This is a genomic window from Chryseolinea lacunae (assembly GCF_016735595.1).
GTDB lineage: Bacteria > Bacteroidota > Bacteroidia > Cytophagales > Cyclobacteriaceae > Chryseolinea > Chryseolinea lacunae.
Genome location: NZ_JAERRB010000008.1, coordinates 73,303 through 99,663, shown reverse-complemented (window position 1 = coordinate 99,663; position 26,361 = coordinate 73,303). Strand labels below are relative to the sequence as shown.

Genomic DNA, 26,361 nt, shown 5'->3' with positions numbered 1-26,361 from the left:
TGTGATAGTTTCAATGCAGCCGATTCCGTAGCATCAACAACCACACGTCCGATTTCATCCATCCGCTATTTACGGGCTTGGGTACGCCCGAATAAAAATCAAGGGCTCCTAAAAGAATGTCGTCGTCATTGTCGCGATCGATGTCGGCTACTTCCATAGTGATCCATCGGCCTTGGCTGGCCAGCGGTGTCACATAGGGTGTATAACCTTCTGGTGTTTTCTCAAAATAGACGAAGCCTTGTTCCGGTGAATTTTCGAAGTCGGGAAAGAATGCGATAGCGGCAACGTCAAGGTCGCCGTCTTTGTCGAAGTCGATGGCGCGGGCCTGGGTTGCTCCTTGCAACGGATATGACCATGACTCTGTGAAGTGATTGGCGCCGTCGTTAAGATAGATCGCCACGCGGTGATAGGGTTTCAGAATGGGGGAGTAGTCGGCATTGTCGCCGTTGGTGAACAGAATGTCGGCCTTGCCATCGTTGTTGAAGTCGGCTAGGTCGAAGTAGCTCGACCCGTGTGTGGGCGGGAAGCGCAGCAGCACGTTGATGCGGAACCTGAAGTTGCCTTGGTTGAGGAATAGGACCAGTCGCTCATCGCCTTGTGTCATGAGCGCAAGAATGTCGGGCATGCCGTTGTTGTCGAAATCTCTCACCACCACTTTGCGTGCTCCCGGCATGTTTTGTAGAACGTGTCTGGTAAAGGCACCGTTTGTTTTGGCTTCATAAACCGCGAGGCTGCCGGTGAAGTTTCCAAAGGCGCAGACCACGTAATCCAACTGTCCGTCGTTATTCAGATCGGCGCGTTCGGCAAAGACCGGCCGCTGCACCGAATCGATCAACGGTGTGAAAATCTTCTCGCCATTCCAACGAACGATGGCCCCCTTCGCCTGATCGTTAGGGTCCATGATGCCCATCTCCACCAGTTCCGGATCGGCATTGGGCGCGAACAACATTTGGGCAGCGGGGCTGCTCATCTGGAACGTGGCGGTCAGATTGAGATGCTCATCAAATTGATGAAGCCTGGCGCGGCGGTCGCTCAGGAAAATGGTTTGATGCGCCGTGTCGGCTGCGAGCATCGACGTGGTGGGATGGCCTTCGATTGGAAGAGGCAAGGCCGTGACATCGAACTGTGTGATCGCGGCGGGTGTTGGCAATTTTTCTACGATGACGGAGTCTGGTGCATTTTTCTGGAAATAGTTTTGGATCGCTTTCCATTCGGCATCGCTCACCATCGGGCTGAGCGGAAGCGACGACAGTACCATGGCGCGGTCTTCGTCGGGGAGTTCCGTGAGCTTGCCATATTCAATGCCCATGCGCAATGCCATTTGTGGCATCACGTCTTTCTCCCACGTTTTTTTGGGCAGTAGCGACGGCTCCGGAAACATGTGACAGCTGCCACAATACTGACGGGCCAGCTGTTCTTCCTTTTGATCTTGCGAGTTGCAGGAGAGCAGCATGTTTGCCACAACAATGACAAGGGCAAAGAGACTAAGCGTTGACTTCAAGCGGGCGGTGTTTGATTACATCGAATGAGTGAAGCAGTAGCTCAGAATGTTGGCGCCCATGCGCAAGGCCTGCAGTCGTTTTTCTTCGGGGTCGTTGTGAATGCGCTGGTCTTCCCAGCCATTGCCGAGGTCGCATTCATACGAATAGAAGACAACCAGCCGACCTTCATATACCAGTCCAAATCCTTGTGCGGGTTTGCCGTCGTGTTCGTGAATTTTGGGTAGGCCTTTTGGGAAGTCGTATTTCTGATGATAGATGGGATGATCGAACGGAAGTTCCACGAGCTCGAGTTCGGGAAATACTTTCTTCAGTTCGAGGCGGATAAATTTGTCGAGCCCATAGTTGTCGTCGATGTGGAGGAAGCCGCCGGCGGTGAGATACTTCCGGAGGTTGGCCGCTTCGGCATCGGAGAACACCACGTTGCCGTGGCCCGTCATGTATACATAGGGATAAAGAAAGATGTCGCGGCTGCCCACGTCGGCCACGTCTTCTTCGGGTTCCAGCAGCGTGCCCATTTCGGTGTTGCAAAACTTGATGAGGTTGGGCAACGATGTTTTGTTGGCATACCAATCGCCGCCGCCGCTATACTTGAGCTTGGCCAGTTTCATTTTCAGTTGCGCTTGTGCAAAGCCGAAGCTCATCGAAAGAAGGAACAGGAGTGCAAATCTTACATGCGTGGTTACCATGGCGCGGTTATCAATACTTAAAGGTGGAAAAAAATTTACTTTGTCCTTAAACCTTTCCACAGAAGGCCTATCTAAGCAGGCAAATTAATCTAGAAACCACCAATATAACGTATGAAAACCAGTAATCTCTTTGGAAAAATTGCTTCCGTGGCCCTCATGGGAACGTTCGCTTTCGTCATTTCTTGTAAAGACGAAGACAAGCTCACCCTGGCCGATACGCAGGACATCACAGAAGAAGCCATTACCGACTCGTATTATCAGGACATGGACGATCTGGCCGGTGTGGCGGTGAGCGCACCGACCGACGACCAGTATTCGAAAAACGGCAGGGTAGAAACCACCTACTCGGTGACTGTGCAAGACGATCGTTTTGATTGTGACGGCGTGGTGGTGAGTGTTACACCCGATGCCAACTCTACCCTTGAAGCTCCCAAAGGCGTGCTCATCGTTAACTTCGGCACCACAGGCTGTGCCGACGGCCGTGGCAACACGCGCACCGGCAAAGTGATTTTTACCTATAACGGACGCCGTTTCCAACCCGGCTCCACCGTGGTGACTACCGTAGAAAACTATACCATCAACGGGGTGAAACTGGAAGGCGTGAGAACCCTCACCAACGTGTCGGGCAGCACGGCCGAAGCACCTAAATTCAACGCCAAGCTGGTGGGCGGCAAAGCCACGTTCATAGCCGACGGCACTGTGGCCGAACGCGAGTCGAACATTACCTGGCAATGGATAAGAGAGGCGAATCCCCTCAACGACTACCTGCTGATCGACCAGGCCAGCACCGCCAGCGGAACCACACGCGGTGGCAGAACCTATTCGGTTTCCCTGTCAAAAGCTTTGAAATACAAACGCTTCTGCGGCATCGCCGTGGAAGGCATCAAGAAATACCTCATCGATGGCAGCAAAGAAATCACCATCGACTATGGCGACGGAACATGCGACAAATCGGTGGTCATCACCGTGAATGGCGTGACCCGCAACATCAACGTGAACTAGGAAAAAGTTCAACCGGAGGAAATGATTTTCTCCGCTGTGAATTCTTAAAAGGCCCGGATTTTTTCCGGGCTTTTTTATTTTACGGACGCCCGGGATTGCATTACTTGCAACCTTAAAATCACGCGCGATGAAGCAATACCTGGCCCTCATGAACGACATCCTGCAAACCGGCGCTCAGAAAACCGATCGCACCGGCACGGGCACGCTTTCTGTATTTGGCCGGCAGTTGCGTTTCGATCTCGCGGAAGGATTTCCGTTGGTGACCACCAAAAAACTTCACCTGCGGTCCATTATCTACGAGCTTCTCTGGTTCCTCAACGGCGACACCAACATCAAATACCTGAAAGACAACGGTGTGAGCATCTGGGACGAGTGGGCCGACGAAAACGGTGAGCTAGGCCCCGTGTATGGCCACCAGTGGCGCAGTTGGCCCGCGCCGGACGGCCGCCACATCGACCAGATCACGCAGGTGATTCAACAAATCAAAAGCAAACCCGATTCGCGTCGCCACATTGTGACCGCCTGGAACCCGTCGGAAGTGGACAAGATGGCTTTGCCGCCCTGCCACGCCCTTTTCCAGTTTTATGTGGCCGATGGAAAATTGTCGTGCCAGCTCTACCAGCGCAGTGCCGATTACTTTTTGGGGGTGCCGTTCAACATCGCGTCCTATGCGTTGCTAACCCACATGTTTGCGCAGCAGTGCGACCTAGCTCCGGGCGAGTTTATCTGGACCGGCGGCGACACGCACCTCTACAGCAACCACCTGGAGCAGGCGCAGTTGCAGTTATCGCGCGAGCCCTATGCGCTGCCGCAGCTGAACATAAAGCGGAAGCCGGAATCGATCTTCGACTACCGGTTCGAGGACTTTGAAATTGTGAACTACCAGTCGCATCCGTCCATCAAGGCACCCATTGCCGTTTAGGGCATTTCCTCCCGGCATTCATCTTTTTCATGTTGAACCCTGATTGTTTGTAACAATTACATCTTTTTGTCGACAGATTGCGTATTCTAACCCAGTATGGCGGAGAAAAGCAGTGTTTTCGATATGATTGGCCCCGTTATGATCGGACCTTCCAGTTCCCATACGGCGGGGGTGGTGCGGATAGCCCGCGCAGCCCTCAAGTTGTTGGGTGGCATCCCTGACGAGGCCGACATCACCTTCTACAATTCGTTTGCCCGTACCTATGAAGGGCACGGAAGCGACCGCGCCATCATTGCCGGCCTGCTGGACTATAAAACAGACGACGTTCGCATCAAAGACGCCATCGACATTGCCCGCGACAAGGGCCTGGTGTTCCATTTCAAATCGGTGGGCAACGCTTCCACGCTTCATCCCAACACCATCAAACTGAATCTCCGGAAAGGCGACCAGACCCTGGAAGTGATTGGCGAAAGCCGGGGCGGAGGGCTCATCAACATTGCCGAGGTGAACGGGTTCAAGGCCGACTTCAGCGCCAACCTGCACACACTCATGATCACCGCCGCCGACGTGAAGGGCAGCATCGCGTTCATTGCCGATGTGCTGGCCCACGACGACTGCAACATTGCCACCATGTCGGTTTCGCGGAAGGGGAAGAACGACCTGGCGGGACTGGTCATTGAGATGGATTCCGGACTCAAGGATGTAACATTAGCATACTTAAAGAGTCTTAGCTGGGTGAAACAAATTATTTATATACCGGATATTGATCGTTGATAAAAGCACATGAAAAGAATACTACTGGCAGTTTTGATTTTGATGGTGTCGAAAGTCACCTGGGCGCAAATCGACACGGTGAAACAGGAAGCCCAAACGCCCGCCACGAATGTGAAGTGGGGGCTCAAACAGTGCATAGACTATGCGTTGTCTAACAACCTCTCCGTGCAACGCAGTGCCTACAATGTGGAAAGCAGCGAGGTGGATTTGAGACAGTCAAAATTTGCTCGACTGCCAAGCTTAAACGGATCGGCTTCGTATGGCTACAGCTGGGGTCGCGGTCTTGACCCCGTGAGCAACGCATTTACGTCGCAGGAAATCAAGTCGTCGAATCTCGCGGCCAACGCGTCATTGCCCATCTTCAACGGCTTTCGCATTCACAACAGCATACAGCAATATCAAACGACCTATGCGGCGTCTACCGAAGACCTGGCAAAGGCAAAGAACGATCTGATCCTGAATGTGGCCAACCTGTTTATCAATGTGGTGTTCAACAAGGAGCTGGTAAACAATGCCCGCTTCCAGTTGGAGTCCAGCCAAAAGCAATTGGACCGCACAACCCGGCAGGTAGCCGCGGGTGCGTTGGCCAAATCGGAACAACTCAATCTCGATGCCCAGGTGGCCAGCAACGAAGTGACCTTGATCCAACAGGAAAACGCGCTGGCGTTGTCGCTGTTGCGTTTGAAACAAGCGTTGCGCATCCCCGCCACGCAAGGCCTCGACGTGGAGATTCCCGACCTGAATCCCGAAGCCCTGGTGATCGACCAGAGTCGCGACGAGATCTTTGACCAGGCCCGTCAAACCATGCCCGAAATCAGAAGTGCTGAATATAAGATCCAGAGCTCGCACTATGCGGTGAAAGCTGCGCGTGGAAATCTTTACCCACGCCTGAGCCTCAATGCAGGCTTGAACACCAACTACTCCAGCACACAAGAAGCACAGTTTTATCCCGACAACACCTTTTCGTTTTCGAAGGCGCCTGTTGCCTATGTGAACCAGGACACGGGCATGCCAGTATATACGCGGAACCCGAATGGTTCGTATCTGAACACGTATAAGTTTGCCGACCAGATCAAAGACAACATTTACAAAACGCTGGGGCTTCAATTAACGATCCCCATCTTTAACGGCTACACGGCGCGGGCTTCGGTTCAGCGCTCCATCGTTCAAAATCAGCAGGCAAAAATAAACGCACAGGAAATTGAACAAACGCTCCGTCAAAATGTGGAGTCGGCCTATAACGATGCGGCGGCTTCTGCAAAGACCTACAACTCGGCGCTGCGTCAGGTAACGGCGCGCACCGAAGCCTATCGCATGATGGAACAACGCTTTGGCGCAGGCGCGGCAAACTCGTTTGAATATCAGGTGTCGCAAAACAACCTGTTCCAGGCCCAGACCGATTTGTCGCGGGCAAAATATGATTTCATCTTCAAGAAGAAAGTACTGGACTTCTATCAAGGCAAACCCATCGAATATTAATAAACCACGCAATGGCACAAAAACGCAAATCGAACAAGATGATTTATTGGCTCATCGGGGCCGTCGTAGTTATTTTCCTTTTCTTATTAGTTGGCAAAAGTTTGGGCTGGGTAGGGAAGCCGAAGGAGATAGAAGTTGAATTCGCCAAAGCCAAGCGTGTAACCATCGTTGAGAAAGTGAGCGCCTCCGGAACGGTTCAGCCCGTCACGGAAGTGAAGATCGCACCCGAAGTATCGGGCGAAATCATCGACCTTCTCATTGAAGAAGGCGACTCGGTGGCCAAAGGAAAAACATTGGTGCGCATTCGTCCCGACACCTGGCAAAGCCAGCTCGATCGTGCCGAAGCCGGTCTGAGCCAGCAACGCGCCAACCTTGAGCAATCGAAAGCCAACCTGCTTCGCTCGCAGGCCACGCTCACCCGCACGGAACTGGAGTACAAGCGGAACGAAAAGTTGTTTAACGAGAAAGTAATTTCCGATGCCGACTGGCAACTGGCCAAACAAAACTATGAGATCGCCAAGAACGATGTGGCCTCGGCACAGCAATCGGTAGAAGCGGCACACTATATCATCCGCAGCACGGAAGCGTCGTTGAAAGAAGCGCGCGAAAACTTCCGCAAGACATCGGTGGTGGCGCCCATGAACGGCATCGTGTCAAAGCTCATTGTGAAAAATGGTGAGCGCGTGGTAGGAACCGCCACCATGGCCGGAACGGAAATGTTGCGCATCGCCGACCTCAACAAAATGGAAGTACGCGTGAACGTGAACGAAAACGACATCGTGCGCGTGCACCTGGGCGACACGGCCATCATCGACGTGGACGCCTACACCAACCAGAAGAAAGAATTTAAAGGCCTGGTAACGCTCATTGCCAACACCGCCAAAGACAAAACATCAACCGATGCCATCACGGAATTTGAAGTGCGTATCCTCATCCTCAGCTCGTCCTACCAGGACCTGGTGAAAGAGGGCAACAAGTTTCCCTTCCGTCCCGGCATGACTGCCAGCGTAGACATCATCACCAAAACCAAAGCCAACGCCTTGTCGGTACCCCTGGCTTCAGTGACCACCCGAAGCGCTGACGGCACCAAGACCGAAGAGCCCCAGAACAACGGTGGCGGTGGCATGGACGACGACGACGGACCTCCGCCGGCCGCAAGCACCGACAAAAAGCCCGAGAAGAAAAAAGAAGACAAAACGGTGATCTTTGTGAACGACAAAGGCGTGGCGAAAATGGTGGAGGTGAAAACCGGCATCAGCGATTACGACAACATCGAAATTGTGTCGGGTGTGAGCGACAGCACCGAAGTGATCACCGGACCGTTCCTGGCCGTTTCCAAACGATTGAAAGATGGCGACAAAGTGAAAATGGCAGAGAAGAAGGAGCCTGAGAAGAAAGACAAGTAAAAAATTAACGACCAACACAAAGCCCCCCGGTAGCAATCGGGGGGCTTTTTATTTAATTTTGGGTTCAACTCAAAATGTATGGTAAAGCACCCTTGGCACGAAGTATCGATTGGCGACAATCCCCCGGAACATGTGAACGGCATCATCGAGATTCCGAAAGGATCGCGCGCAAAGTATGAGATCGACAAAGACAGCGGTCTCATCAAACTGGATCGCGTGCTCTATGCGTCCATGTACTACCCGCTCAACTACGGCTTCATTCCGCAAACCCTGGGTGAAGATCACGACCCGCTCGACATCGTTGTGCTCACGCAAGTTACCGTGGTGCCCCGCTGCCTCATTCCTTCCAAAGTGATTGGCGTGATGCGCATGATCGACAAGGGCGAAGCCGATGACAAGATCATCGCCGTGGCCGAACAGGATGTGAGCGTGAGCCACATCAACGAGATGGACCAGTTGCCCGAATATTTCAGAAACGAGCTGAAACATTTCTTCGAGAACTACAAAACCCTTGAAAACAAGGTTGTGATCGTAGACGAATTTGAGTCGAAGGCCAAAGCGATGGAGATCATCCAGCAGAGCATCGACTTGTATAAAAAGACTTTCCCCAAGTGAACATAGGCTTCGACGCCAAGCGGCTCTTCAACAACTTCACCGGCCTGGGCAACTACAGCCGGTTTGTTTTGAACGCCCTTTGTGATTTCGAGCCCGGGCATCATTATGTTCTCTATACACCCAAAACGCGCAAACATCCGGAAGTGACGCCGCTGGTGGGGCGTGCCCAGGTGCAGGTGGTTACACCACCGTGGTCCTACACAATTTTTAAGGCGGCGAGTCTCTGGCGCACCGTGGGCATCGCGGGTGAAGCCAGTGTGAAAACCTTGCAGGTGTTTCATGGCCTGAGCCAGGAGCTGCCGGTGAATTTACCGACGGGCATAAAGAAGATTGTGACGGTGCACGATCTCATTTTTCTGCGCTTCCCCAGGCTCTACAACCCCATCGATGTAGCCATCTACAAAACGAAGGTGAATGCCGCCTGCAAGTCGGCCGACGTTGTGGTGGCCATCAGCCAGCAGACGGCACAGGACCTGATTGATTTTCTGCAGGTGCCTGCTTCAAAGATCAAAGTAGTGTATCAGGGATGTCATCCGCAGTTCAACACCGTGGCCACGCCCAACCAAATCCAGGAAGTGAAGAAAAAGTATGCGTTGCCCGAACGATTTGTGTTGAATGTGGGCACGCTCGAAACACGGAAAAATGTGTTGCTCCTCATCCAGGCACTGGCGTTGCAGAAACCAGCTGAACGTTTGCCGGTGGTGATTGTGGGCAAAGAAACGGCCTATAAAAAACAAGTGGTGGAAGAGGCGCAGCAGTCGGGTGTGTTGGAGAGCCTCATCTTTTTGCACGAGGTTCCCTTCCAGGAATTTCCGGCGCTCTTTCAGGGCGCAGAAGTGTTTGTATACCCCTCGCTCTTCGAAGGGTTTGGCATCCCGCTGGTGGAAGCCATGGCGTCGGGCATTCCGGTAATCACGTCAACAGGATCGTGTTTTAGCGAAGCCGCAGGGCCGGGGTCGTTGTATGTGGATCCAGAAAATGCCGAAGAGCTGGCCCATCAGTTGAGCCGCGTGCTGAGCGACGGAGAGCTGCGAAAGCAGATGATCGCCGACGGTAAAAAATTTATCGGTCAATTCAGACCGGAAGTGATTGCCAAAGACTTGATGGCGCTCTACCAGGGTTGAGTCAGCGCAATTTCTGAAGGAAGGCCACAAGCTCCATGAGCCACGCAATGCCAACGTGCACAATCACGCCACCCCACACGCCCTTTGTTTCATAGGCCACCACGCCCAGAATGTAGCCACCAAAGATCGAGCTCACCGCTTCGCCCGCAGGCTTTCCAAAGTGCAGATAACAGTAGGTGACGGCCATGGCCAGCACGGCGTTGCGCCCCACCACGTGCATCATGCCAATGACCATGAAGCCGCGAAACAGAAATTCAACGGTGATAAAATCAAGTCCATACGCAACCTCATAGCACGCCACCGTGACCCACTCGGGCACACCGAGATAAGTATGCGCCGCCGTGACTTTATACATAGGATATTGCTTCACAAAACTGGGCTCGAACGATGCGCCCACAATGAGTGGCAGCATGATGAGCAACAACACAAAATAGGGACGTGTGTCGAAGTGTTGCACCTGAAGGCCGTAGTAGTGTTTCCGGTTGTGATCGTAATAGCGATGAAACAAAAGTAGTGGCAAGAGTATGTTCACAAACCCGATGAGGTTGTTTGCTACTTTGTAGACCCAATATTGAAGTTGTGCAGGAGCCAGCGCGTTCACGATGCTGTGCAGATAGGGCTGACTGCCGTCGAGGCTCAGGGCGGCCAGCGCCAGCACACTACGGATCCAGAAATCGCGCTCGCGAAAAAATGTGCTTCCCTTTTTTGAAAAGAACACGATGGCCATGGTGCTGTAGTAGGCAAAGCCATAGAAAAGGAAGTAATAGAAAAATTTCAGAAATCCTTTTTGTGTGTCAAGAAACGTATCCTCAAAATCAAGGCTGTAGTTCACATAGACCGAGACCGTCAGAAATAAAAAGGTGAGCAGGTAGGCGCGCAGGTTAAAATCTTCCTGCACATGGTGAACGAGAAACTTCCAGATCTTCTTCATGAACAACGCAAGGGCCTACCAGCGCGAAAGATATTGATACACCTTGTGAATCGGCAACCCCATCACGTTGAAATAGGAGCCGACAATTTTTTCGATGGCCACCATCCCAATCCAGTCCTGTGCGCCATAGGCACCGGCCTTGTCATAGGGTTTGTGGTGATCCACATAGTAGGCGATCTCTTCGGGTGTCAGCGTTTGAAAGGTCACTTCGGTGGTATCGTCAAAGGTTTGTTCTTTTTCTTTGGAGATGATGCACACGCCCGTCATCACACGGTGGGTTTTGCCCGACAGCATGGTGAGCATGCCAATGGCTTCGGCGCGGTCCTGGGGTTTGTTGATGATGGTGTTGTTGATGATCACCACGGTGTCGGCCGTCACAATGATTTCGTCCTTCATGGTGGGCCGGAAATATTCGGCTTTCTTTTCGGCCAGGTAGCGCGCCACTTGTTCCACCGGCAGGGAGTCGGGAAAGGTTTCTTCCACGTCGGGTTTCTCCAGCGTGAAGGTGAAGCCGGCTTCTTTCATGAGGTATTGGCGCCGGGGCGAACTGGACGCCAGCACCAGCGGACGGTTTGGGATGCTCATATCGCAGGTGTTTTTCGAATTCAATATAGTTCAGATCGGCGAATAAACCGGCAGCTCAAACTCGGCTTGCCGGATGGAGGTGAACAAAAATCCACCAATCACTTTGGGATAGAAGTAGGTGGACTTCTGCGGCATGGTGAAGCCACTGTGGCAAACCGCTTTCACTTCTTCGATCGATACTTCGTTGGTGATGATGGCCATCTGTGCATCGCCTTTGATGACACGCTGCAGGCAATCGGAAAAGCTGCGGTCGAAGTCGATATACTCCGACTGTCGCTGCACTTTGCCGGGAATGCACAGGGCTTTGCCGATAATGAAATAATGCATCACCGTGAGGTCAAGTTTTTTCACCACGTCGGGGAAAGGCCACGACATGGTTTGCAGCGCATCGGGTTTGAGGCGCACCTTGTAGGCGTTTTCGCTAAACAACAAACCAAACGCCCACGGCTTGCCAGCAATGATTTCGTTCACGGTGTGCGAGTCTTCCACCGGTGTGATGGTGAAGTAAGGTTCCAGTCGCGCCAGGATGTCCTGCTCGTGGAAGTCGGGCAGGTCGCGGATGATCCGGTGTGTGGGCAGGATGCGCAGGTCGTCGGCCTCGGTGTTGGTGAAATACATGAGGTGAAAATTGTAGCCTTCGTCGCCGCGGTGGTTTGGGTTGGCCGCGATGCATTTCTGCTTATAGATCAACGATCCTTCATAGCGATGATGTCCGTCGGCCAGGATGATGGTTTTGCCACTCATCACATCGATGAAACGGCGAATGATGGATGCGTCGTGTATCACGGCCAGCACGTCGCGCACGCCCTGATAGTCTTCGGTTTCGTAGAGCGGGTTTTGGATGGCCGCATCCATGTAGTGCTCCAGCGTGAAATGCGGATCGGTGAACAAACCGTGTGTGGGATTCACATGCAACTCGGTTTTTTCGAGCAGGTCCACGCGGTCGTTCACCGCTTTGGGAATGGTGTTCTCGTGTCGCAGAATCACACCGTCTTCCCAATCGTAGGCGCGGATGTGGGCAATGAAACCTTTGCGGCAATATTCTTTTGAATCGCCAGCCAGTTTGAAATACTGATAATAAACATAGATGGCCGGAAGCTTGTCTTGCACCAACACCTTTTCCGATTTCCATTTTGCCAGCAACGCCGCCGCACGGTTTGTCGGGTCCGGTCCTTCGGGCACCGACAGGTGAATGCTGTTGAGCGGGTTTTGGTAGAGTGCTTTACGCTGCTTTTCCGAAACCACATCGAACAGGGGAGAGGCCAGTGCGTCAAGGTCGCCGCTGAGGGAAGGGTTATATCGCCAGGGGCGAATGGGTAAGATCTCGGCCATTTTTGTTTGAAAAGAGTTCAATAAGATGAAGGGCGAAGATATTGTTTTTAGATGAAAAAAGCGGGAGGTGAGTTTTGGCTCACGGTGTGTCCCTGACAAGGTCATCAATCAAAACAATGCAGTAGGAACAACGCCATCACGTCCACTACTTCGAAGGCCAAGCAAACTAGCGCACAACGATCTTCTTCGTCACAAAAGAATTTCCTTTTTGAATCTTAAGAACATAAAGTCCTGCTGCCGTGTGCAGGGATATTTTATGGCCGCCATCAACAACCTGCTGCTGGTGGGGAATGGTTTGTCCTGTGATGTTTAACACCGTGAGCCGATCAAACGGTCCGCTGATGTAGAACTCGCCGCTGCTGGGGTTGGGGTAGACGCTGAGTGCCTTCAGCTCGTCTTCAATTCCGGTGATGTTGCCCGAGCCCATCACAGGGCGTATCATCAGTGTGCCCGTCAGATCAGACGGTAGCCAGGAGCCGTTGGTGTTCACGGAGATTTTGTCTTGCTGATCGCTGCTGTAGTCAAGCCCTACTTTCAACGTGCCACCTACCGGTGCCTTCCAGCCGATGTGAAACGCATCGCGCACCACCTTGGGTTGCACAATGCGGACGCGTTGAAATTGATTCACCAGCGTTCGTTGCACCGTGAAACTCGGGATGGTATACAACACATCGCCCGGCAACCCGGCATTGTCAACATACACCGTGAAGTCGGTGGTGAGATTGCTCACCAGGCCATAGTCGGGCACGTAAATGTCGAAGCCCACCAGCGTGTCGGGATCTTCTGTCACCAGGTCGAATCGCACGGCTGCGCGATTTCCGGCCTGTGTGAGGCCCGCGGCATATTCGGCAACGCCATCGTCGTAGGCGTAGAAGTCTTTCAGAAAATAGGTGACACTGGTGGTGTCGTTGGCGCGGAAGTCGATGGGGACGTAGTTCAGATCATAGTCGCTCGCGAAACCGCCAAAGATGGGATCGAACGTGTCGCCGGTATAGAGGTAAGCGTTCAGCTTCACGCGCACCGAATCTGCATCCGGATCGAAGTGTGCGGTATTGTTGGGATCGGGAAGATTTTTGACCGTCACGGTTTTACGCTCCAGCGGACCGATGTTGTTGGTGTTGTTGTCGTTGATGGGCGTCTTGATCGTGTCGTATGTGCTCTTGGTGATCACACCGTCTTTGTAGTTTGTCATGGTGCCACGAACCGCATAACTCAACACTTCCGGAACACCAAGGCGCAGGTTGTAGATCTCGAACTTGGGTTGCGTCACACTCTTCAGAACTTTGAACGTGTGATAGGGGATGGACCGGTATGTTCCAAACATGCCGCTCAACGGACCGGCAATGGTTTGGTCGGGAAAAGAAATGTCGTTGTCGTTCCGGTTTTTGTTGAGGTACACATAGTCAATATTCCAGGTGTCGTAAGGACCCGAAAGACGACCGTAGTTGCGGAAGCGAAACTGAAAATTGTCGTGAAAAAATTCGTCGCCCACCACTTGCAGCAGGGTGTCGTAGAACACGCTGGCTTGTCTGGTCGAGTTGGGGTAGATGGTCATGGCTGGTTTCCACACGCCGACGTTGTTCTTAAATTCTACGCGCAAATAGTCGGTGGCGTCGGGTGGCTCGCCATTTCCGGCCCATTGAAAGAAGAAGCTGAGAAACACTGTGCTGCGTTCGGCGATGCTAACACTCGGCTCGCCCAGTTTGAGCGGGCGCGACGTGAGGCTGTCGCGTGTGCCGTTGTTCACCAACTGCTCTGAATATTTCTGATGGTTGCCATCCAGGCCGTCGAACGTGGCCACGTTGGCCGAGGGTGGATTGAGGCCCAGGCCGCTGTTGATCCAGGTGGTTTGCGCCACGGTGTCGATCACAAACCAAAGCGTGTCGCGGGGAATGTTTGACGTGGTGTCGAAGGGATTGTCTACCGATGTGAACGAGAAGTCATCCCAGAAAGGAAGCGACTTCGGACCCAACGCTTGCGGACGCGCTGCGGGGTTGGAACGTTTCACCGGAGAAGCAACCTTTGCTTTTGTCGGCAGTGGAAAAGTTTGAAACTGTGCGTTGGCCGAAGCGGCAAGCCAAAGCAAGAGCAGTAAACTGAAGAGCGCCCCTTTCAAGGCAAAAGCCCATCGCGTGAAAGATTGTGATATAGTATGCTCGGTCTTAATTTTCATTGCCATCATCTTCCGGGATCTCGGTGCCCAGTTGGCCAATCCACAAATCAACAACGTCGCCAGGTCGCACCAAGGCATTGGGTTCCGGCTTTTGTTTCAGGATCACGGCATCGCCGCCGGTGGTGTCGCCCACCAAGGTGATCGTGCCGAACACGAGGTTGGAGCCGAACACGGGAACCTTGGCATCTTCATAAGACGAGCTGAGCAAATCGGGCATGGGATAGTCTTTGTTGCCGCCGTCCATCACCACCAGGTCGATCACGGCGCCTTTGGGAACGCGGTCGCCAATGGTCAGGGTCTGGCCTTTGTATTTCATGGCTTTCACCACGTTGAAGGGGCCGGCCACCAGTTCAATTCTTCCGCGTTTCAATTCGTTGCTGCGCAGCACGGCGTCGGCATTCACCACCGATCCGTCCACCAGATCCGGAACGGGCACGGTGGGAGGGTTTGTGCGGTTGACGGTGATCGATATCTTCCGGCCTTCTTTCACTTTAGCGCCCGCGGGCGGAGATTGTTTGATGACCGTGAGGGGTGGCAGTTCGGATGAATAGGAGGAATCGGTCACTTCATAGCGAAGCGTGCGTTTTCCCAAAAAGTCGTCGAGCTTGCTAATTTCCATGCCTTCGGTGTTGGGCACGGTGATACTCTCGTTGTGGTTGGTGGAGCTGGGCAGGTAGGCGTAAAAATACAGGATGGCTACGAGCAGCAGGGCAGAGGCCGCCAGCAACAGGTGAAGGAGCATGCCGCCCAGAGTGTCCCGTTTGAATTTCAGAATATCCAATTTCATGTCTTCTTAAAAAGCCGGAGGGGAAGGCCGAGGCGTTCGTCGTCCGTAGGTTTAAACGTTTAGGGGTCAGGAAACGGTATTCCCAACCTCTACAAATATACGCATCAGAATTTGAGTGCCGATTGAAAATCGCGTTCTATCCGTTTCCCGCGGTCGTAACGCTCCTGGGCCAGGTTGAGCAGCCGGGTGATGAGGTCAGGGAAGCTGATGCCCCGTTCCTTCCACATCATGGGAAACATGCTGGAGTTGGTGAAGCCGGGGATGGTGTTGATTTCGTTGATGTAGATATTCCCCTTTTTGTCGAGGAAAAGATCGATGCGCGAAAAGTCGAGGCAATGCAGCGCTTCAAACGCTTTGACGGAAGCCTTGCGGATTTTTTCGGCAACGGGCTTTGACAATTTTGCAGGAACGTCGATGCGCACGGCGTCCGGGTCTACATACTTGGCGTCGAACGTATAGAATTCATAATTTTTGCTGATCACAATTTCGCCGGGAAGCGAGGCTTCGGGAGGATTGTTGCCCAGCACGGCACATTCAAGTTCGCGCCCCGTGATGTATTCTTCCGCCAGCATCTCGTCGTCGTATTTGAAGGCTTCTTCTACAGCGGCCTTAAAATCTTTTTTAGTTTTCACTTTCGTGACACCCACCGACGATCCCAGACTTGCCGACTTCACCATGAAGGGCAAGCCCAGTTTTTTCGACAGCGCGTTGAAACTGATCTTGTCTTTTTCGTCGTAGCGGAACGTGAGGAAGTCCGTCACCGGCAATCCTGCTTCGCGCAACAGGCGCTTGGCCACAATCTTGTTCATCGACAGCGACGATCCCAGCACGCCCGTGCCCACCATAGGCAAGTCCATCGCTTTGATGAGGCCCTGAATGCTGCCGTCTTCGCCGTCCGTGCCGTGCAACACCGGGAAGAGAATGTCGACGGTGAATTTGTCGCCGCTTTTGATGACGGTGAACGAGGGCTTTGCCGGGTTGAGCGTGAGGCTCACGGCCTTGCCTTTTTCAATGTCTTTGCCAACGCCTTCCGTGAGAAACCACTGGCCGCCTTTGCTGATGCCGATGGCCACGGGCTCAAATTTTGACTTGTCGAGGAATTCAAAAATGTTACGGGCCGAGTTCACCGACACTGCGTGCTCCACAGAACGGCCGCCGTATAGAATTGCTACTTTCTTCTTTTTCGCCATGAAGGAATTGGTTTCACGGCGTAAGATAGTGAAATGAAGGAAAGTGAAGAAGTTGAACGCGGGAAAGTGACAAGTTGCACGAAGTTATTCTCCGGACAACACTGGCCCGTGAAATCCAAGACCGGCAATCAATCGGCTAGTGAATGACGATGAGTTTCTTGAAGTGTGTTTCCGACGATGTCTTTACCCGGATAACATACACACCGTCGGCCGCCGTGGCCAGCGAGAGTGCAAAGGTTTGGTTGAGGATGCCCGACAGATTTTCGCTAAGCAGCGTCTTACCCATGCTGTCTACAACCTCAAGTTCCACCGGGCCTTTGTCGACAATATTGAAGGTGATGTTTGCGTCGCCGCCTTTTGCAGGATTGGGATAGACCGAGAAGGGGTCAGCGGAGGCTACGTGTGTTTCGGTCTCAAAGAATTCCACGTTGTCGAGGTAGATGTTGTTGCCGTTGGCGTTCGTGGCCACAAAGGCGATGCGCACGTCGGTGAGTCCCGCCAGTGTGCTAAGCACCAGGTTGTGATTGGTCCAGTCGGCAGCGGCAGCGGGTCTCCACGAGTTGGTTGATGTTCGGCCGCTGGCCAGCACGGTGCCCGAAGACACATAGAGTGTGTCGCTGAAACTGTTGCCGCAGTCTTTCGATGCCAGCACTTTCAGTACGTCGTTTTTGCCCGAGCGGAACGAATACGATACATCAAACGAAAGGCTGGCTTCCGTGGCGCCCGAGAAGTCAAGCGTGGGGCTCACCAGCCAGGCTTCGTCGCTGGCCACCGTGTTGTCGAAGGCATTGAAGAAGATGGCTTTGTTGCCGCTAATGTCAACTGGTCGCCAGAGCATTTCGCCCGTGGGGTTGGCCACGGTCCATTGAGGCTGATAGGCGTTCTGAAAATTCTCGCGAAGGGGTATGGCATCTTTCGATGCGTTCAAAATGGTCTTCACAATTTTGCTGTTGTCGTCGGGTGTGAAATCGGCTTGCCCGTTGGGACCCGACAGTTGAAACGTGATGCTATTTTCACCGGCAATGAGCGGCACTGCGGTGAGGGGAATGTTCTGACGCGAACCGCCGGTGATGCTGAGGCCGTTGATGGTTTGCGTATAGGTCGTGCCGTTGAGGGTGGTGTTCACCGTCAGGGAAGTGATGAGCGTTCCGGAGTTTTTCACGCGCAGCACGGGCGAGGTTTGTTCCTGGCACGTAACGGGCTCGGGTGCCAGCACATCTTCGAGTGCCACATCATAGATCGGCGTTGTGGTCAGCGACACGTTGTCGAGGTAGAGGTTGTTGCCCCAGTCGTTCACGCCCACAAAGGCGATCTGCAAATTCTTCTGGCCAATGTAGCCGCTCAGGTCAATTTGTTCCGTGCGCCATTGTTCGGGACTTGATGGTGTGAACTCGGTGGTGGCCGAAGCCACCGTGGCCAGGGTTGAGCCAGCTTTGTCGTAGAGCACAATGCCTTGTGTCACGTCGGTATTGCAATTGTTCAGCAGCACCACTTTCAGTCCGTCGTTGTTGGTTTGAAAGCGCGCGTAGGCCACATCAAATTTAAGCAACGCCGCGGGTGCTGTCGAAAGATCGAATGTGGGCGTCACCAGCAGGTCTATTTCACCAAGGTTGTCTTCATAGTTAAAGAACTGCATCACCATGGCTTTGTTGGTGCCGTTCACGGGCGTGGTGGCCAGTGTCCAGGTCACTTTCTGGTCGGGATTGTCGATGGCCCAGGTGGAAGGCAGTGCATTGAAGTTTTCAAGAAACGGTATGTTGATGCTGTTGGGAACGGCCACCGATTGTTGTTCTGTGTTGTTGGTCGAGAGGCCGTCGGTGGTGCTGTTTGTGAGCAGCACTTCGAACGCCACCGTGCTGGTGCCTCCGGGGAATATGATCGACGAGAAGCTGACCGTTGTGGTTTGCAACGGACTTAGCGCAGGCACAAACGTGAAGTCTTTGGTTTCGATGGGCACACCGTTTTTCTTTAGTTGGATGCGCGCCGAAGCGATGTTGTTTGAGCCGTAGTTACGAATCTCCAGCGTGGGAAGCACGGGGGTGCTACACTCGCCTTCGCGGGGAGAGACCACGGTCTTGATGCCGAGGTCGTTGGCAACCGGGGCAGGGTTGTTCAGGCCGTGCGAGGTGAGCAGGCTGAGACGACGCGGACTGTTTTCAATAACATTGATCATGCGGTCCACTTGTCCCGCGGTGAACAGGTTCATGCAATTGTCGTAGCTGTAGTCCATGTAGTTTTGAAACATGGCGTGCACGGTGCACGTCACCAGCGGCTGTACGGGGCAACCGGTGCTGCTGCCGCTTTGGTTTGGGGTGTCGTCAACATAGTCGGTCCCCGAGCACGACGATTCATCGTCGCCCCAGATGTGGCGAAGGCCAAAGAAGTGACCGATCTCGTGGGTGGCGGAGCGTCCTTTTGCAAAATTGGCCAGCAGGCTAAAGTTGCCATCGTCCGTCGAACCAAAAGCATCGAAGGCAATCACCACACCGTCGGTCAGGCGATTGCTGGAAGAGTTTTCCAGGCCGGCCAGGTTCGAGATGGGAAACTGAGCATAGCCAAGCAGCGACGTGAGGTCGCACACCCAGATGTTGAGGTAGTCTTCGGCGGGCCAGTAGCTGAGGGCTTTCAACTCGTAGTTGTCGTTTATCGACCACGATGTTTTTGAGCCTTTCACCCGCACGATGCCGTTGGTGGCCAGGCCTTCGGGGTCTTGCCGGGCCAGCACAAATTCGATGTCGAGGCTTCCGGCCACGGGTTGAAATTCTGCGGGTGTATTTCCGGCGTCGCCGTTGAGGCGTTTGTAGTCTTGATTGAGCACGGAGATCTGCGAAATGATCTGCTCGTCGGGGATGTTTCGGCCCACACCCAGGGCTTCACCAAAGTGCACCACGTGCACCACCACGGGAATCTGGTAGGGTGCCGACTGCGTGCGTTGGGTGTTGGTGGCTTGTGCGCGTGTCTTTATCTTTTGCTGCAGCCATTTTTCGAAATGGCCCTGGTCTTCCACCTGCACGTTGTTCTTGAGCAGTTGGCTGGTGTATTCCACGGTGCCGCATCGCTCTTGCGAAAACGCTGGCCACGCTGTTGCCAGAAAGAGAATAGCGAAAGAGAGTTTACGAAAGAAGGTGTGGATCCGCACAAATTCCAGGTTAAAGCCAGCAGCATTAATCATTCAAATATAGCAAAGTGTAACCCTAATATAACCAGCTAAACGTAACGGCCCGGTGTTGGCGTATGCAGACGTAGACCAATCTGCCAAACAATCGGATCATTGGCGCAGATATGACGACATCTTCAAAAAATATTAATGATTGATGGGCGTGAGATTGATCACTTCAATGGCTTTTATTTCGGGCACATCGCGTTTGATGGCCGCTTCCACGCCGGCTTTGAAGGTCATGGTAGACATGCTGCAGTTTCCGCAGGCGCCTACAAACTCCAGTTGCACAACGTGGTCGTCCGAAATATTATTGATCGTCACATTCCCGCCGTCGGCCTTCAAATAAGGACGGATAGAATCGAGTGAGGCTTCAATTTTCTGGGTAAGTTCTTCGATTGTGCTCATCAGACTTTCAGTTCTACGCGTTGTGTTTGTGTAAAGTTAGCATTTCTTATGGCAATCTGGCGCGCCATGGTTTCGGCGAGGTCTTTAAATACACCGGCGGTCACACCTTCTTTCATCACCACAGGGAAACCGCTGTCGCCGCTCTCGCGAACACCCTGCACCAACGGCACCTGGCCCAGCAACGGAACCTCGAATTTGTCGGCCAGTGTTTGTCCGCCTCCCTGACCAAAGATGTAGTATTTGTTATCGGGAAGTTCCTCGGGAGTGAAGTAGGCCATGTTTTCGACCACGCCCAGGATGGGCACGTTGATCTGTGGCTGACGGAACATTGCCATGCCTTTGTGCGCATCGGCCAGTGCCACCTTTTGCGGGGTGGTCACAATCACGGCACCGGTCACGGGCACGGTCTGCACCATGGTGAGGTGGATGTCGCTGGTGCCCGGAGGCAGGTCGATGAGGAGGTAGTCCAGTTCGCCCCAGTCGGTGTCGCTGAAAAACTGTTTCAGGGCCGCGCTGGCCATGGGGCCACGCCACACCACCGCGCTTTCGGGGGGGGTGAGAAAGCCAATGGAGAGCAGCTTCACACCATAGTGTTCGATGGGGATGATGACGTTCTTGCCATTCACCTGTTTCACAGCGGGTTGCTCAAACTCGCAGTTAAACATGACGGGGATTGACGGTCCATAGATGTCGGCGTCGATGAGGCCCACTTTGGCGCCTGCCTGGGCCAGGGCCACCGCCAGGTTGGTGGTGACGGTCGATTTGCCCACGCCGCCTTTTCCGGAGGCAATCGCCACAATATTTTTCACGCCGGGCAGCAGCGGGGCATTGTCGCGTTGGGTGGTGACCGAACTGGTCATGAGGATGTTGATGGCCACTTCGGGGCCCACAACCTGCTCTACGGCTTCTTCGCAATCCTGGCGTATTTTCTCTTTCAGGGGGCAGGCCGGGGTGGTCAGAACCACCGTAAAGCCCACTTTGTCAGGGCTTACCACCAAATCCTTGATCATGTTCAGGCTCACCAGGTCTCGCTTCAAATCCGGGTCCTCTACCGTGCCCAGGGCCTTCAAAATATCCGTTTGCGTAAAGCTCATCTCTTCCGTTCGTAAGTTTTTGCGGTGCAATTTAGGGGGAAAACAGTTAATGGGTAAAAGTTATTCACGTATTATGCGAACCAGTATCTTTGACGCAAAGTTTTTGACGGGGCCTTTATATTTTTTCTCGTCGCAACCAACGGACAGAACGTGATTTCCCGCGAAACGATAGATGAAGTAAAAAACCGCGTCGACATTGTTGACGTGATCGGCGATTTTGTGGCCCTGAAGCGGTCGGGCCAGAACTATAAGGCACTCAGCCCCTTCAGCAACGAAAAAACGCCGTCGTTCTACGTCGTTCCTGCCAAGGGCATATTCAAGGATTTCAGCAGCGGCAAGGGCGGCGATGGCATCACGTTCGTGATGGAGCACGAGGGCATGAGCTATACCGAAGCCATCCGCTACCTCGCCAAAAAATACGCAGTCGAAATTCGTGAAGATGCCCAGTCGCAGGAATACAGCCTGCAGGCCAGCGAACGCGACAGCCTCTACATTGTGATGAACTACGCCAAGGAGCATTACAAGGAACGACTGCTCCACAGCGACGAGGGTACAAGCATCGGCCTCAGCTATTTCCGCGAACGCGGATTTAACGACCGCACCGTAGAAAAATTCGAGCTCGGCTACAGCATCAACGCGTGGGACGATTTCAACAAGAAGGCCCTGCGCGAAGGGTATCGCGAGGAAATGCTCGACAAGGCCGGCCTCATCATCAAACGCGACGACGGCCGGTTCTATGACCGCTTTCGCGGAAGGGTGATATTTCCCGTGCACAACCTCGCGGGAAAAGTAATCGCCTTTGGCGCCCGCATTCTCACGAAGGAAAAGGACCAGCCCAAATACATCAATTCGCCGGAAACGGAAATCTACCACAAGAGCCAGGTGCTCTACGGTATGTTCCAGGCCAAGAACGCCATCCGTCGCGAAGACAATTGTTATCTGGTGGAAGGCTACACCGACGTGATCTCCATGCACCTGGCCGACGTCGACAACGTGGTGGCCTCGTCGGGCACGGCCCTCACCGAAGACCAGATCAAACTCATCCGCCGGTTCACCGAAAATGTGACCGTGCTTTTCGACGGCGACGCGGCCGGCATCAAGGCAGCCTTGCGCGGCATCGACCTGGTGCTGAAGGGCGGCCTCAACGTGCGCGTGTTGTTGTTTCCCGATGGCGACGATCCCGACAGCTTCTCACGCAAAATGGGAAGCACGGCCTTCAAGCAATACCTGAAAGATCACACCACCGATTTTATATCGTTCAAGATCGACCTGCACGCCAAAGACGCAGGCCACGATCCCATCAAAAAAGCGGAAGCCATCCGCGACATCGTTACCAGCATCTCGCTCATTCCCGATCCCATAAAACGGTCGGTCTACATACAGGAGACCAGCCAGCTTTTGCGCATGCCGGAAAACGTGCTGCTGACGGAGATGAACAAGATCGTGATCGGCGACAAGCGCAAAAAAGATCAGGACCGCGCCCGCGAAGATCTCCACATTCCCCCCGACGAGCCGGACGTGGAAGTGACCGCGCCCACCAAATTGGACGTTGCGGGCATGGTGCAATTGCAGGAACGCGAGTCGATGCGCCTGTTGTTGAACTATGCCGAAAATCACTACGACGAACAACGCCTCGTAGACTTCATGCTGGCCGAGCTGGAAGATGTGGAGTTCACCAACCCGGTGTTGAAAGAAATTTACCAGAGCTTTAAAGACGGCGCCGACCGGGGTGAAATTGTGGACACGCTCTATTTCATGGAGCACGGCACTGCGGCGGTGAAATCACTGGTGGCCGACCTCACCACGTTGCGTTATGAAGCCAGCAAACACTGGTCGGAAAAATACCATATCAATATTCCCGACGAAAAAGAAGTGTTGCACGACCTGGCCTACACCAACGTGTTGCGCCTCAAATTCAGACTCATTCAAAAACTGACAGAAGACAACCTGTTGCAGCTGAAAAATGCGGCGAACGAGGAGGAGTTTGAAAAACATTTCACCATACACGAGCAATTGAAGGAAGCCGAAAAAGAGCTGGCAACCTTACTCGGCATTGTAGTGCCAAAATAACATTCAGGAACATCCGCGAGATAAAATTTGTTACTAACGCTGACCGGTGAGGCGGCTAAAAATTGGGGAGGAATAACGATACGTATGAATAGCATTAAACTGAATACCATCGACGAAGCCATCGAAGACATTGAAAATGGTAAAGTGATTATTGTTGTGGACGATGAAGACCGGGAAAACGAAGGCGACTTTATCTGCGCCGCCGAATGCATCACCCCCGAGATCGTGAACTTTATGGCCACCCACGGCCGCGGCCTCATTTGCACGCCGCTCATCGAAGACCGCTGCGACGAACTGGGCCTCGACATGATGGTGGGCAAAAACACCGCCGTGTTCGAAACGGCCTTCACCGTGTCGGTCGATCTCATTGGCCACGGCTGCACTACCGGCATCTCGGCACACGACCGCGCCAAAACCATTCGCGCCCTTGTTGATCCGGAAACAAAACCAGAAGAACTCGGGCGCCCCGGCCACATCTTTCCCCTGAAAGCAAAACGTGGTGGTGTGCTGCGTCGTTCGGGTCACACCGAAGCCGCCATCGACTTTGCCCGTCTGGCGGGATTTAAACCGGCCGGTGTGCTGGTGGAAATCATGAACGAAGACGGTTCTATGGCGCGCCTGCCCGACCTGGTGAAAGTGGCGGAACGATTCAACCTCAAGCTGGTTTCTATTAAGGATCTTATCGAATACAGAATAGAGAAGGAAACGCTGATCAAGCGCGAAATAGAAGTGGATATGCCCACGGAACACGGACATTTCAACCTCATTGCTTTCGACCAGGTGAATACCAACGAGGTGCATCTGGCGTTAGTGAAAGGAACGTGGGAAAAGGATGAGCCGGTGCTGGTGCGCGTGCACTCGTCGTGCGTGACAGGCGACATTTTTGGCTCGTGCCGGTGCGACTGCGGGCCGCAATTGCACAAGGCCATGGAGATGGTGAGCCAGGAAGGCAAAGGCGTGGTGCTTTATATGAAACAGGAGGGCAGGGGCATTGGCCTGCTCAACAAGTTGCGGGCCTACAAGCTGCAGGAGCAAGGCCTCGACACTGTGGAAGCCAACCTGCAATTGGGCTTCGACATGGACGAGCGTGACTATGGCGTGGGTGCACAAATAATTCGTAACTTAGGTATAACCAAAATACGCCTGATTACGAATAACCCGAAGAAACGGGTAGGGCTCATGGGCTACGGACTGGAGATTGTTGAAAACGTAGGCATTGAAGTGGTGCCCAACCCACACAACGAAAAGTATCTGATGACCAAGCGCGACAAGCTGGGGCATAACATATTAAAGAAAAAATGAGATTGCATCAACCGACAGACATGAGGGGGAGAAACGGAAAACGCTTTGGCATATCCGGAGCGATGGTGATGTTGTTGATGATGGGCTGCCTCACGCAGGCGTTTGCGCAGTTTCCGTCTGAGCTGTGGCATGAAGGCAAAATTGTGTTGGTGGAAGGCGACACGTTGAAAGGCCTGGTGAAGTATGACCTTCCACAAAACCTCGTGCAATACACTGCCCGCGACAATCGCACCGAAGCCTTTAGCGCGCGCAAGGTTTTGTTTTTTGAAATATACGATACCTCGGTGCGCCGCTACCGCCAGTTTTTTGCACTGCCCTACATGGGCATGGGCACCGGCGCCGACTATAAAGCCCCTATATTTTTTGAATTGCTCACCGAAGGAAAGATGACCCTCCTGTGTCGCGAATCGCTGGAGACACGCATGTATAATTCATCGCCCTACTACGGCGGCTACTACAACAACAGCTACTCGCGCGTGGTGCTTGTGCATACATATTACCTACTCGACGAGAACGGAAACATTTCGGAATTCACCGGCAACAAGAGCGACCTGCTGCAACGCATGGGAAAGAAATCGGAGGAGGTCGAAAAATATATGAAAGAGAACCGGTTGAAGTATGACGATCCCTATGATTTTGTTAGAATTGTGGCCTATTACAATTCGCTGATGTGAGCGAATCTTTTGTGACACAACGGTAACCTCAATTCAATCCACGCCCCACCCCATGAAGCCCCTGATCTTAGTTTCGAACGACGATGGTATCACCTCGAAAGGCATACGCACGCTCATCAATGTGATGAAAAGCATTGGCGATGTGATTGTGGTGGCACCCGATGGCCCGCAATCGGGCATGGGCCACGCCATCACCGTAGGCGACACGTTGCGCCTCGAAGAAAACTTCATCTTCGAAGATGTAAAGGCCTACGAATGTTCGGGCACACCGGCCGACTGTGTGAAGATGGCCCGTCACTTTGTGTTGAAAGACGGCCGCCAACCCGATGTTGTGGTGAGCGGTGTGAACCACGGCAGCAACACGTCCATCAGCGTGCTCTATTCCGGAACGATGTCGGCCGCCATCGAAGGCGCCATCGAAGGCACACCCGCCATCGGCTTTTCGCTCTGCGACTTTTCGCACGATGCAGACTTCTCGCACACCGAAGAATACATCCGCAAAATAACCCTGCAGGTGTTGGACAAAGGCCTTCCCAAAGGCATAGCCCTCAACGTAAACTTCCCACCCAAGCGCAACGAAGCCATCAAAGGCATCCGTCTCTGCCGCCAGGCAAACGCCAAATGGATCGAAGAATTCGACCAACGCTTCGACCCCAACGGCCGCCGCTATTTCTGGATGGCCGGAAACTTCGTGAACTTCGACAAAGGCGAAGACAACGACGAGTGGGCAATTGCAAACAACTATGTTTCCATAGTGCCTTGCCAATTCGATCTCACCGCGCATCAGGCGTTGCCGGTGTTGAATGAATTGTGGGATATTCTTTAGAGAGAAAATTATTTTCAGTTTCTTGATTCTCGGAAATTCGAAAAGTATTAAATTCACATCGACCCCGTTATTCAGAATGAATTTGATATGGACGAGAAAAAAGTTGATTTGCTATTAGCGATTGCTAATACGTGTATCGTAGCGGCATTTGGGTTAACCGCAACGATTTATGTCGAATACCGTGCGAAAGATAATTCGATGGGACTGGGCTTATGGTCTCTTCTTATATTTCTTTCGGTTTTTATGGCTGGCGCTGTTGCATTTTTCTTTTTTAAAGTTAATAACCTGGTAAACAAGAAATGAGTGCCATTCCAGTTTATAT

The 26,361-nt window shown here is 53.1% G+C and carries 23 protein-coding genes; 12 read left to right on the top strand and 11 right to left on the bottom strand.

Annotated features, from left to right (window positions below; genetic code table 11):
• Positions 1–10 precede the first annotated feature (10 nt).
• The gene (locus tag JI741_RS21280) at positions 11–1,501 is read right to left on the bottom strand and encodes an FG-GAP-like repeat-containing protein (RefSeq protein ID WP_202013242.1); all 1,491 of its coding nucleotides are present in this window, start codon (positions 1,499–1,501) and stop codon (positions 11–13) included.
• Positions 1,502–1,516: 15 nt separating this feature from the next.
• Complete coding sequence (locus JI741_RS21275; RefSeq protein ID WP_202013240.1) at positions 1,517–2,188, bottom strand: DUF4159 domain-containing protein; 672 nt, start codon at positions 2,186–2,188, stop codon at positions 1,517–1,519.
• Between the two features lie 111 nt (positions 2,189–2,299).
• Here JI741_RS21275 and JI741_RS21270 point away from each other — a divergent pair, with 111 nt between their 5' ends.
• The 7 genes from JI741_RS21270 to JI741_RS21240 all read left to right on the top strand — a co-directional run bounded on the left by JI741_RS21270 (position 2,300) and on the right by JI741_RS21240 (position 9,510).
• Positions 2,300–3,190, top strand: coding sequence for a hypothetical protein (locus JI741_RS21270; RefSeq protein ID WP_202013238.1), 891 nt, complete (start codon positions 2,300–2,302; stop codon positions 3,188–3,190).
• A gap of 127 nt (positions 3,191–3,317) precedes the next feature.
• Positions 3,318–4,112, top strand: a complete 795-nt coding sequence (gene thyA / locus JI741_RS21265) for a thymidylate synthase (protein ID WP_202013236.1) — start codon at positions 3,318–3,320, stop codon at positions 4,110–4,112.
• Between the two features lie 96 nt (positions 4,113–4,208).
• The gene (sdaAB, locus tag JI741_RS21260; protein ID WP_202013234.1) at positions 4,209–4,886 is read left to right on the top strand and encodes an L-serine ammonia-lyase, iron-sulfur-dependent subunit beta; all 678 of its coding nucleotides are present in this window, start codon (positions 4,209–4,211) and stop codon (positions 4,884–4,886) included.
• 9 nt (positions 4,887–4,895) lie between these two features.
• Positions 4,896–6,365: a TolC family protein gene (locus JI741_RS21255; RefSeq protein WP_202013232.1), complete on the top strand. Its 1,470-nt coding sequence runs from the start codon at positions 4,896–4,898 to the stop codon at positions 6,363–6,365.
• Positions 6,366–6,376: 11 nt separating this feature from the next.
• A complete protein-coding gene (locus tag JI741_RS21250) occupies positions 6,377–7,771 on the top strand; it encodes an efflux RND transporter periplasmic adaptor subunit (protein ID WP_202013231.1) in 1,395 nt (464 codons plus the stop codon).
• Between the two features lie 78 nt (positions 7,772–7,849).
• Entirely contained in the window at positions 7,850–8,386 is a 537-nt protein-coding gene (locus JI741_RS21245; RefSeq protein WP_202013229.1) for an inorganic diphosphatase, read from the top strand.
• The gene (locus JI741_RS21240) at positions 8,383–9,510 is read left to right on the top strand and encodes a glycosyltransferase family 4 protein (protein WP_202013227.1); all 1,128 of its coding nucleotides are present in this window, start codon (positions 8,383–8,385) and stop codon (positions 9,508–9,510) included. The genes JI741_RS21245 and JI741_RS21240 overlap by 4 nt, the downstream gene beginning before the upstream one ends.
• Position 9,511: 1 nt before the next feature.
• Here JI741_RS21240 and JI741_RS21235 read toward each other — a convergent pair whose 3' ends face one another.
• The 9 genes from JI741_RS21235 to JI741_RS21195 all read right to left on the bottom strand — a co-directional run bounded on the left by JI741_RS21235 (position 9,512) and on the right by JI741_RS21195 (position 21,167).
• On the bottom strand, positions 9,512–10,441 hold the full coding sequence (locus JI741_RS21235) for a CPBP family intramembrane glutamic endopeptidase (RefSeq protein ID WP_202013225.1): 930 nt from the start codon (positions 10,439–10,441) through the stop codon (positions 9,512–9,514).
• Positions 10,442–10,456: 15 nt separating this feature from the next.
• Positions 10,457–11,026, bottom strand: coding sequence for a Maf family nucleotide pyrophosphatase (locus JI741_RS21230; protein ID WP_202013223.1), 570 nt, complete (start codon positions 11,024–11,026; stop codon positions 10,457–10,459).
• Between the two features lie 30 nt (positions 11,027–11,056).
• Positions 11,057–12,358, bottom strand: a complete 1,302-nt coding sequence (locus tag JI741_RS21225) for a DUF1015 domain-containing protein (RefSeq protein WP_202013221.1) — start codon at positions 12,356–12,358, stop codon at positions 11,057–11,059.
• A gap of 166 nt (positions 12,359–12,524) precedes the next feature.
• Positions 12,525–14,531, bottom strand: coding sequence for a T9SS type A sorting domain-containing protein (locus tag JI741_RS21220; protein ID WP_202013219.1), 2,007 nt, complete (start codon positions 14,529–14,531; stop codon positions 12,525–12,527).
• Entirely contained in the window at positions 14,521–15,318 is a 798-nt protein-coding gene (locus JI741_RS21215; RefSeq protein ID WP_236676207.1) for a PASTA domain-containing protein, read from the bottom strand. The genes JI741_RS21220 and JI741_RS21215 overlap by 11 nt, the downstream gene beginning before the upstream one ends.
• A gap of 104 nt (positions 15,319–15,422) precedes the next feature.
• Complete coding sequence (locus JI741_RS21210) at positions 15,423–16,508, bottom strand: D-alanine--D-alanine ligase family protein (protein WP_202013217.1); 1,086 nt, start codon at positions 16,506–16,508, stop codon at positions 15,423–15,425.
• A gap of 136 nt (positions 16,509–16,644) precedes the next feature.
• A complete protein-coding gene (locus tag JI741_RS21205; RefSeq protein ID WP_202013215.1) occupies positions 16,645–19,680 on the bottom strand; it encodes a T9SS-dependent choice-of-anchor J family protein in 3,036 nt (1,011 codons plus the stop codon).
• A 132-nt stretch (positions 19,681–19,812) separates the two neighbouring features.
• Positions 19,813–20,073, bottom strand: a complete 261-nt coding sequence (locus JI741_RS21200; protein ID WP_202013213.1) for a NifU family protein — start codon at positions 20,071–20,073, stop codon at positions 19,813–19,815.
• Positions 20,073–21,167, bottom strand: coding sequence for an Mrp/NBP35 family ATP-binding protein (locus tag JI741_RS21195; protein WP_202013211.1), 1,095 nt, complete (start codon positions 21,165–21,167; stop codon positions 20,073–20,075). Before JI741_RS21195 ends, JI741_RS21200 begins: the two co-directional genes overlap by 1 nt.
• Positions 21,168–21,317: 150 nt before the next feature.
• Here JI741_RS21195 and dnaG point away from each other — a divergent pair, with 150 nt between their 5' ends.
• The 5 genes from dnaG (at position 21,318) to JI741_RS21170 (ending at position 26,342) form a co-directional block, all read left to right on the top strand.
• Positions 21,318–23,237 (top strand): DNA primase, encoded by a 1,920-nt coding sequence (gene dnaG, locus JI741_RS21190; protein ID WP_202013209.1) that lies wholly within the window; start codon positions 21,318–21,320, stop codon positions 23,235–23,237.
• A gap of 84 nt (positions 23,238–23,321) precedes the next feature.
• The gene (locus JI741_RS21185; protein ID WP_202013208.1) at positions 23,322–24,539 is read left to right on the top strand and encodes a bifunctional 3,4-dihydroxy-2-butanone-4-phosphate synthase/GTP cyclohydrolase II; all 1,218 of its coding nucleotides are present in this window, start codon (positions 23,322–23,324) and stop codon (positions 24,537–24,539) included.
• 20 nt (positions 24,540–24,559) lie between these two features.
• Positions 24,560–25,213 carry a hypothetical protein gene (locus JI741_RS21180; protein ID WP_202013206.1) on the top strand — a complete coding sequence of 218 codons (654 nt, stop codon included), beginning with the start codon at positions 24,560–24,562 and terminating at the stop codon, positions 25,211–25,213.
• A 52-nt stretch (positions 25,214–25,265) separates the two neighbouring features.
• Positions 25,266–26,039 carry a 5'/3'-nucleotidase SurE gene (gene surE, locus JI741_RS21175; protein ID WP_202013204.1) on the top strand — a complete coding sequence of 258 codons (774 nt, stop codon included), beginning with the start codon at positions 25,266–25,268 and terminating at the stop codon, positions 26,037–26,039.
• A gap of 87 nt (positions 26,040–26,126) precedes the next feature.
• Positions 26,127–26,342 (top strand): hypothetical protein, encoded by a 216-nt coding sequence (locus JI741_RS21170; protein ID WP_202013203.1) that lies wholly within the window; start codon positions 26,127–26,129, stop codon positions 26,340–26,342.
• Positions 26,343–26,361: the final 19 nt, after the last annotated feature.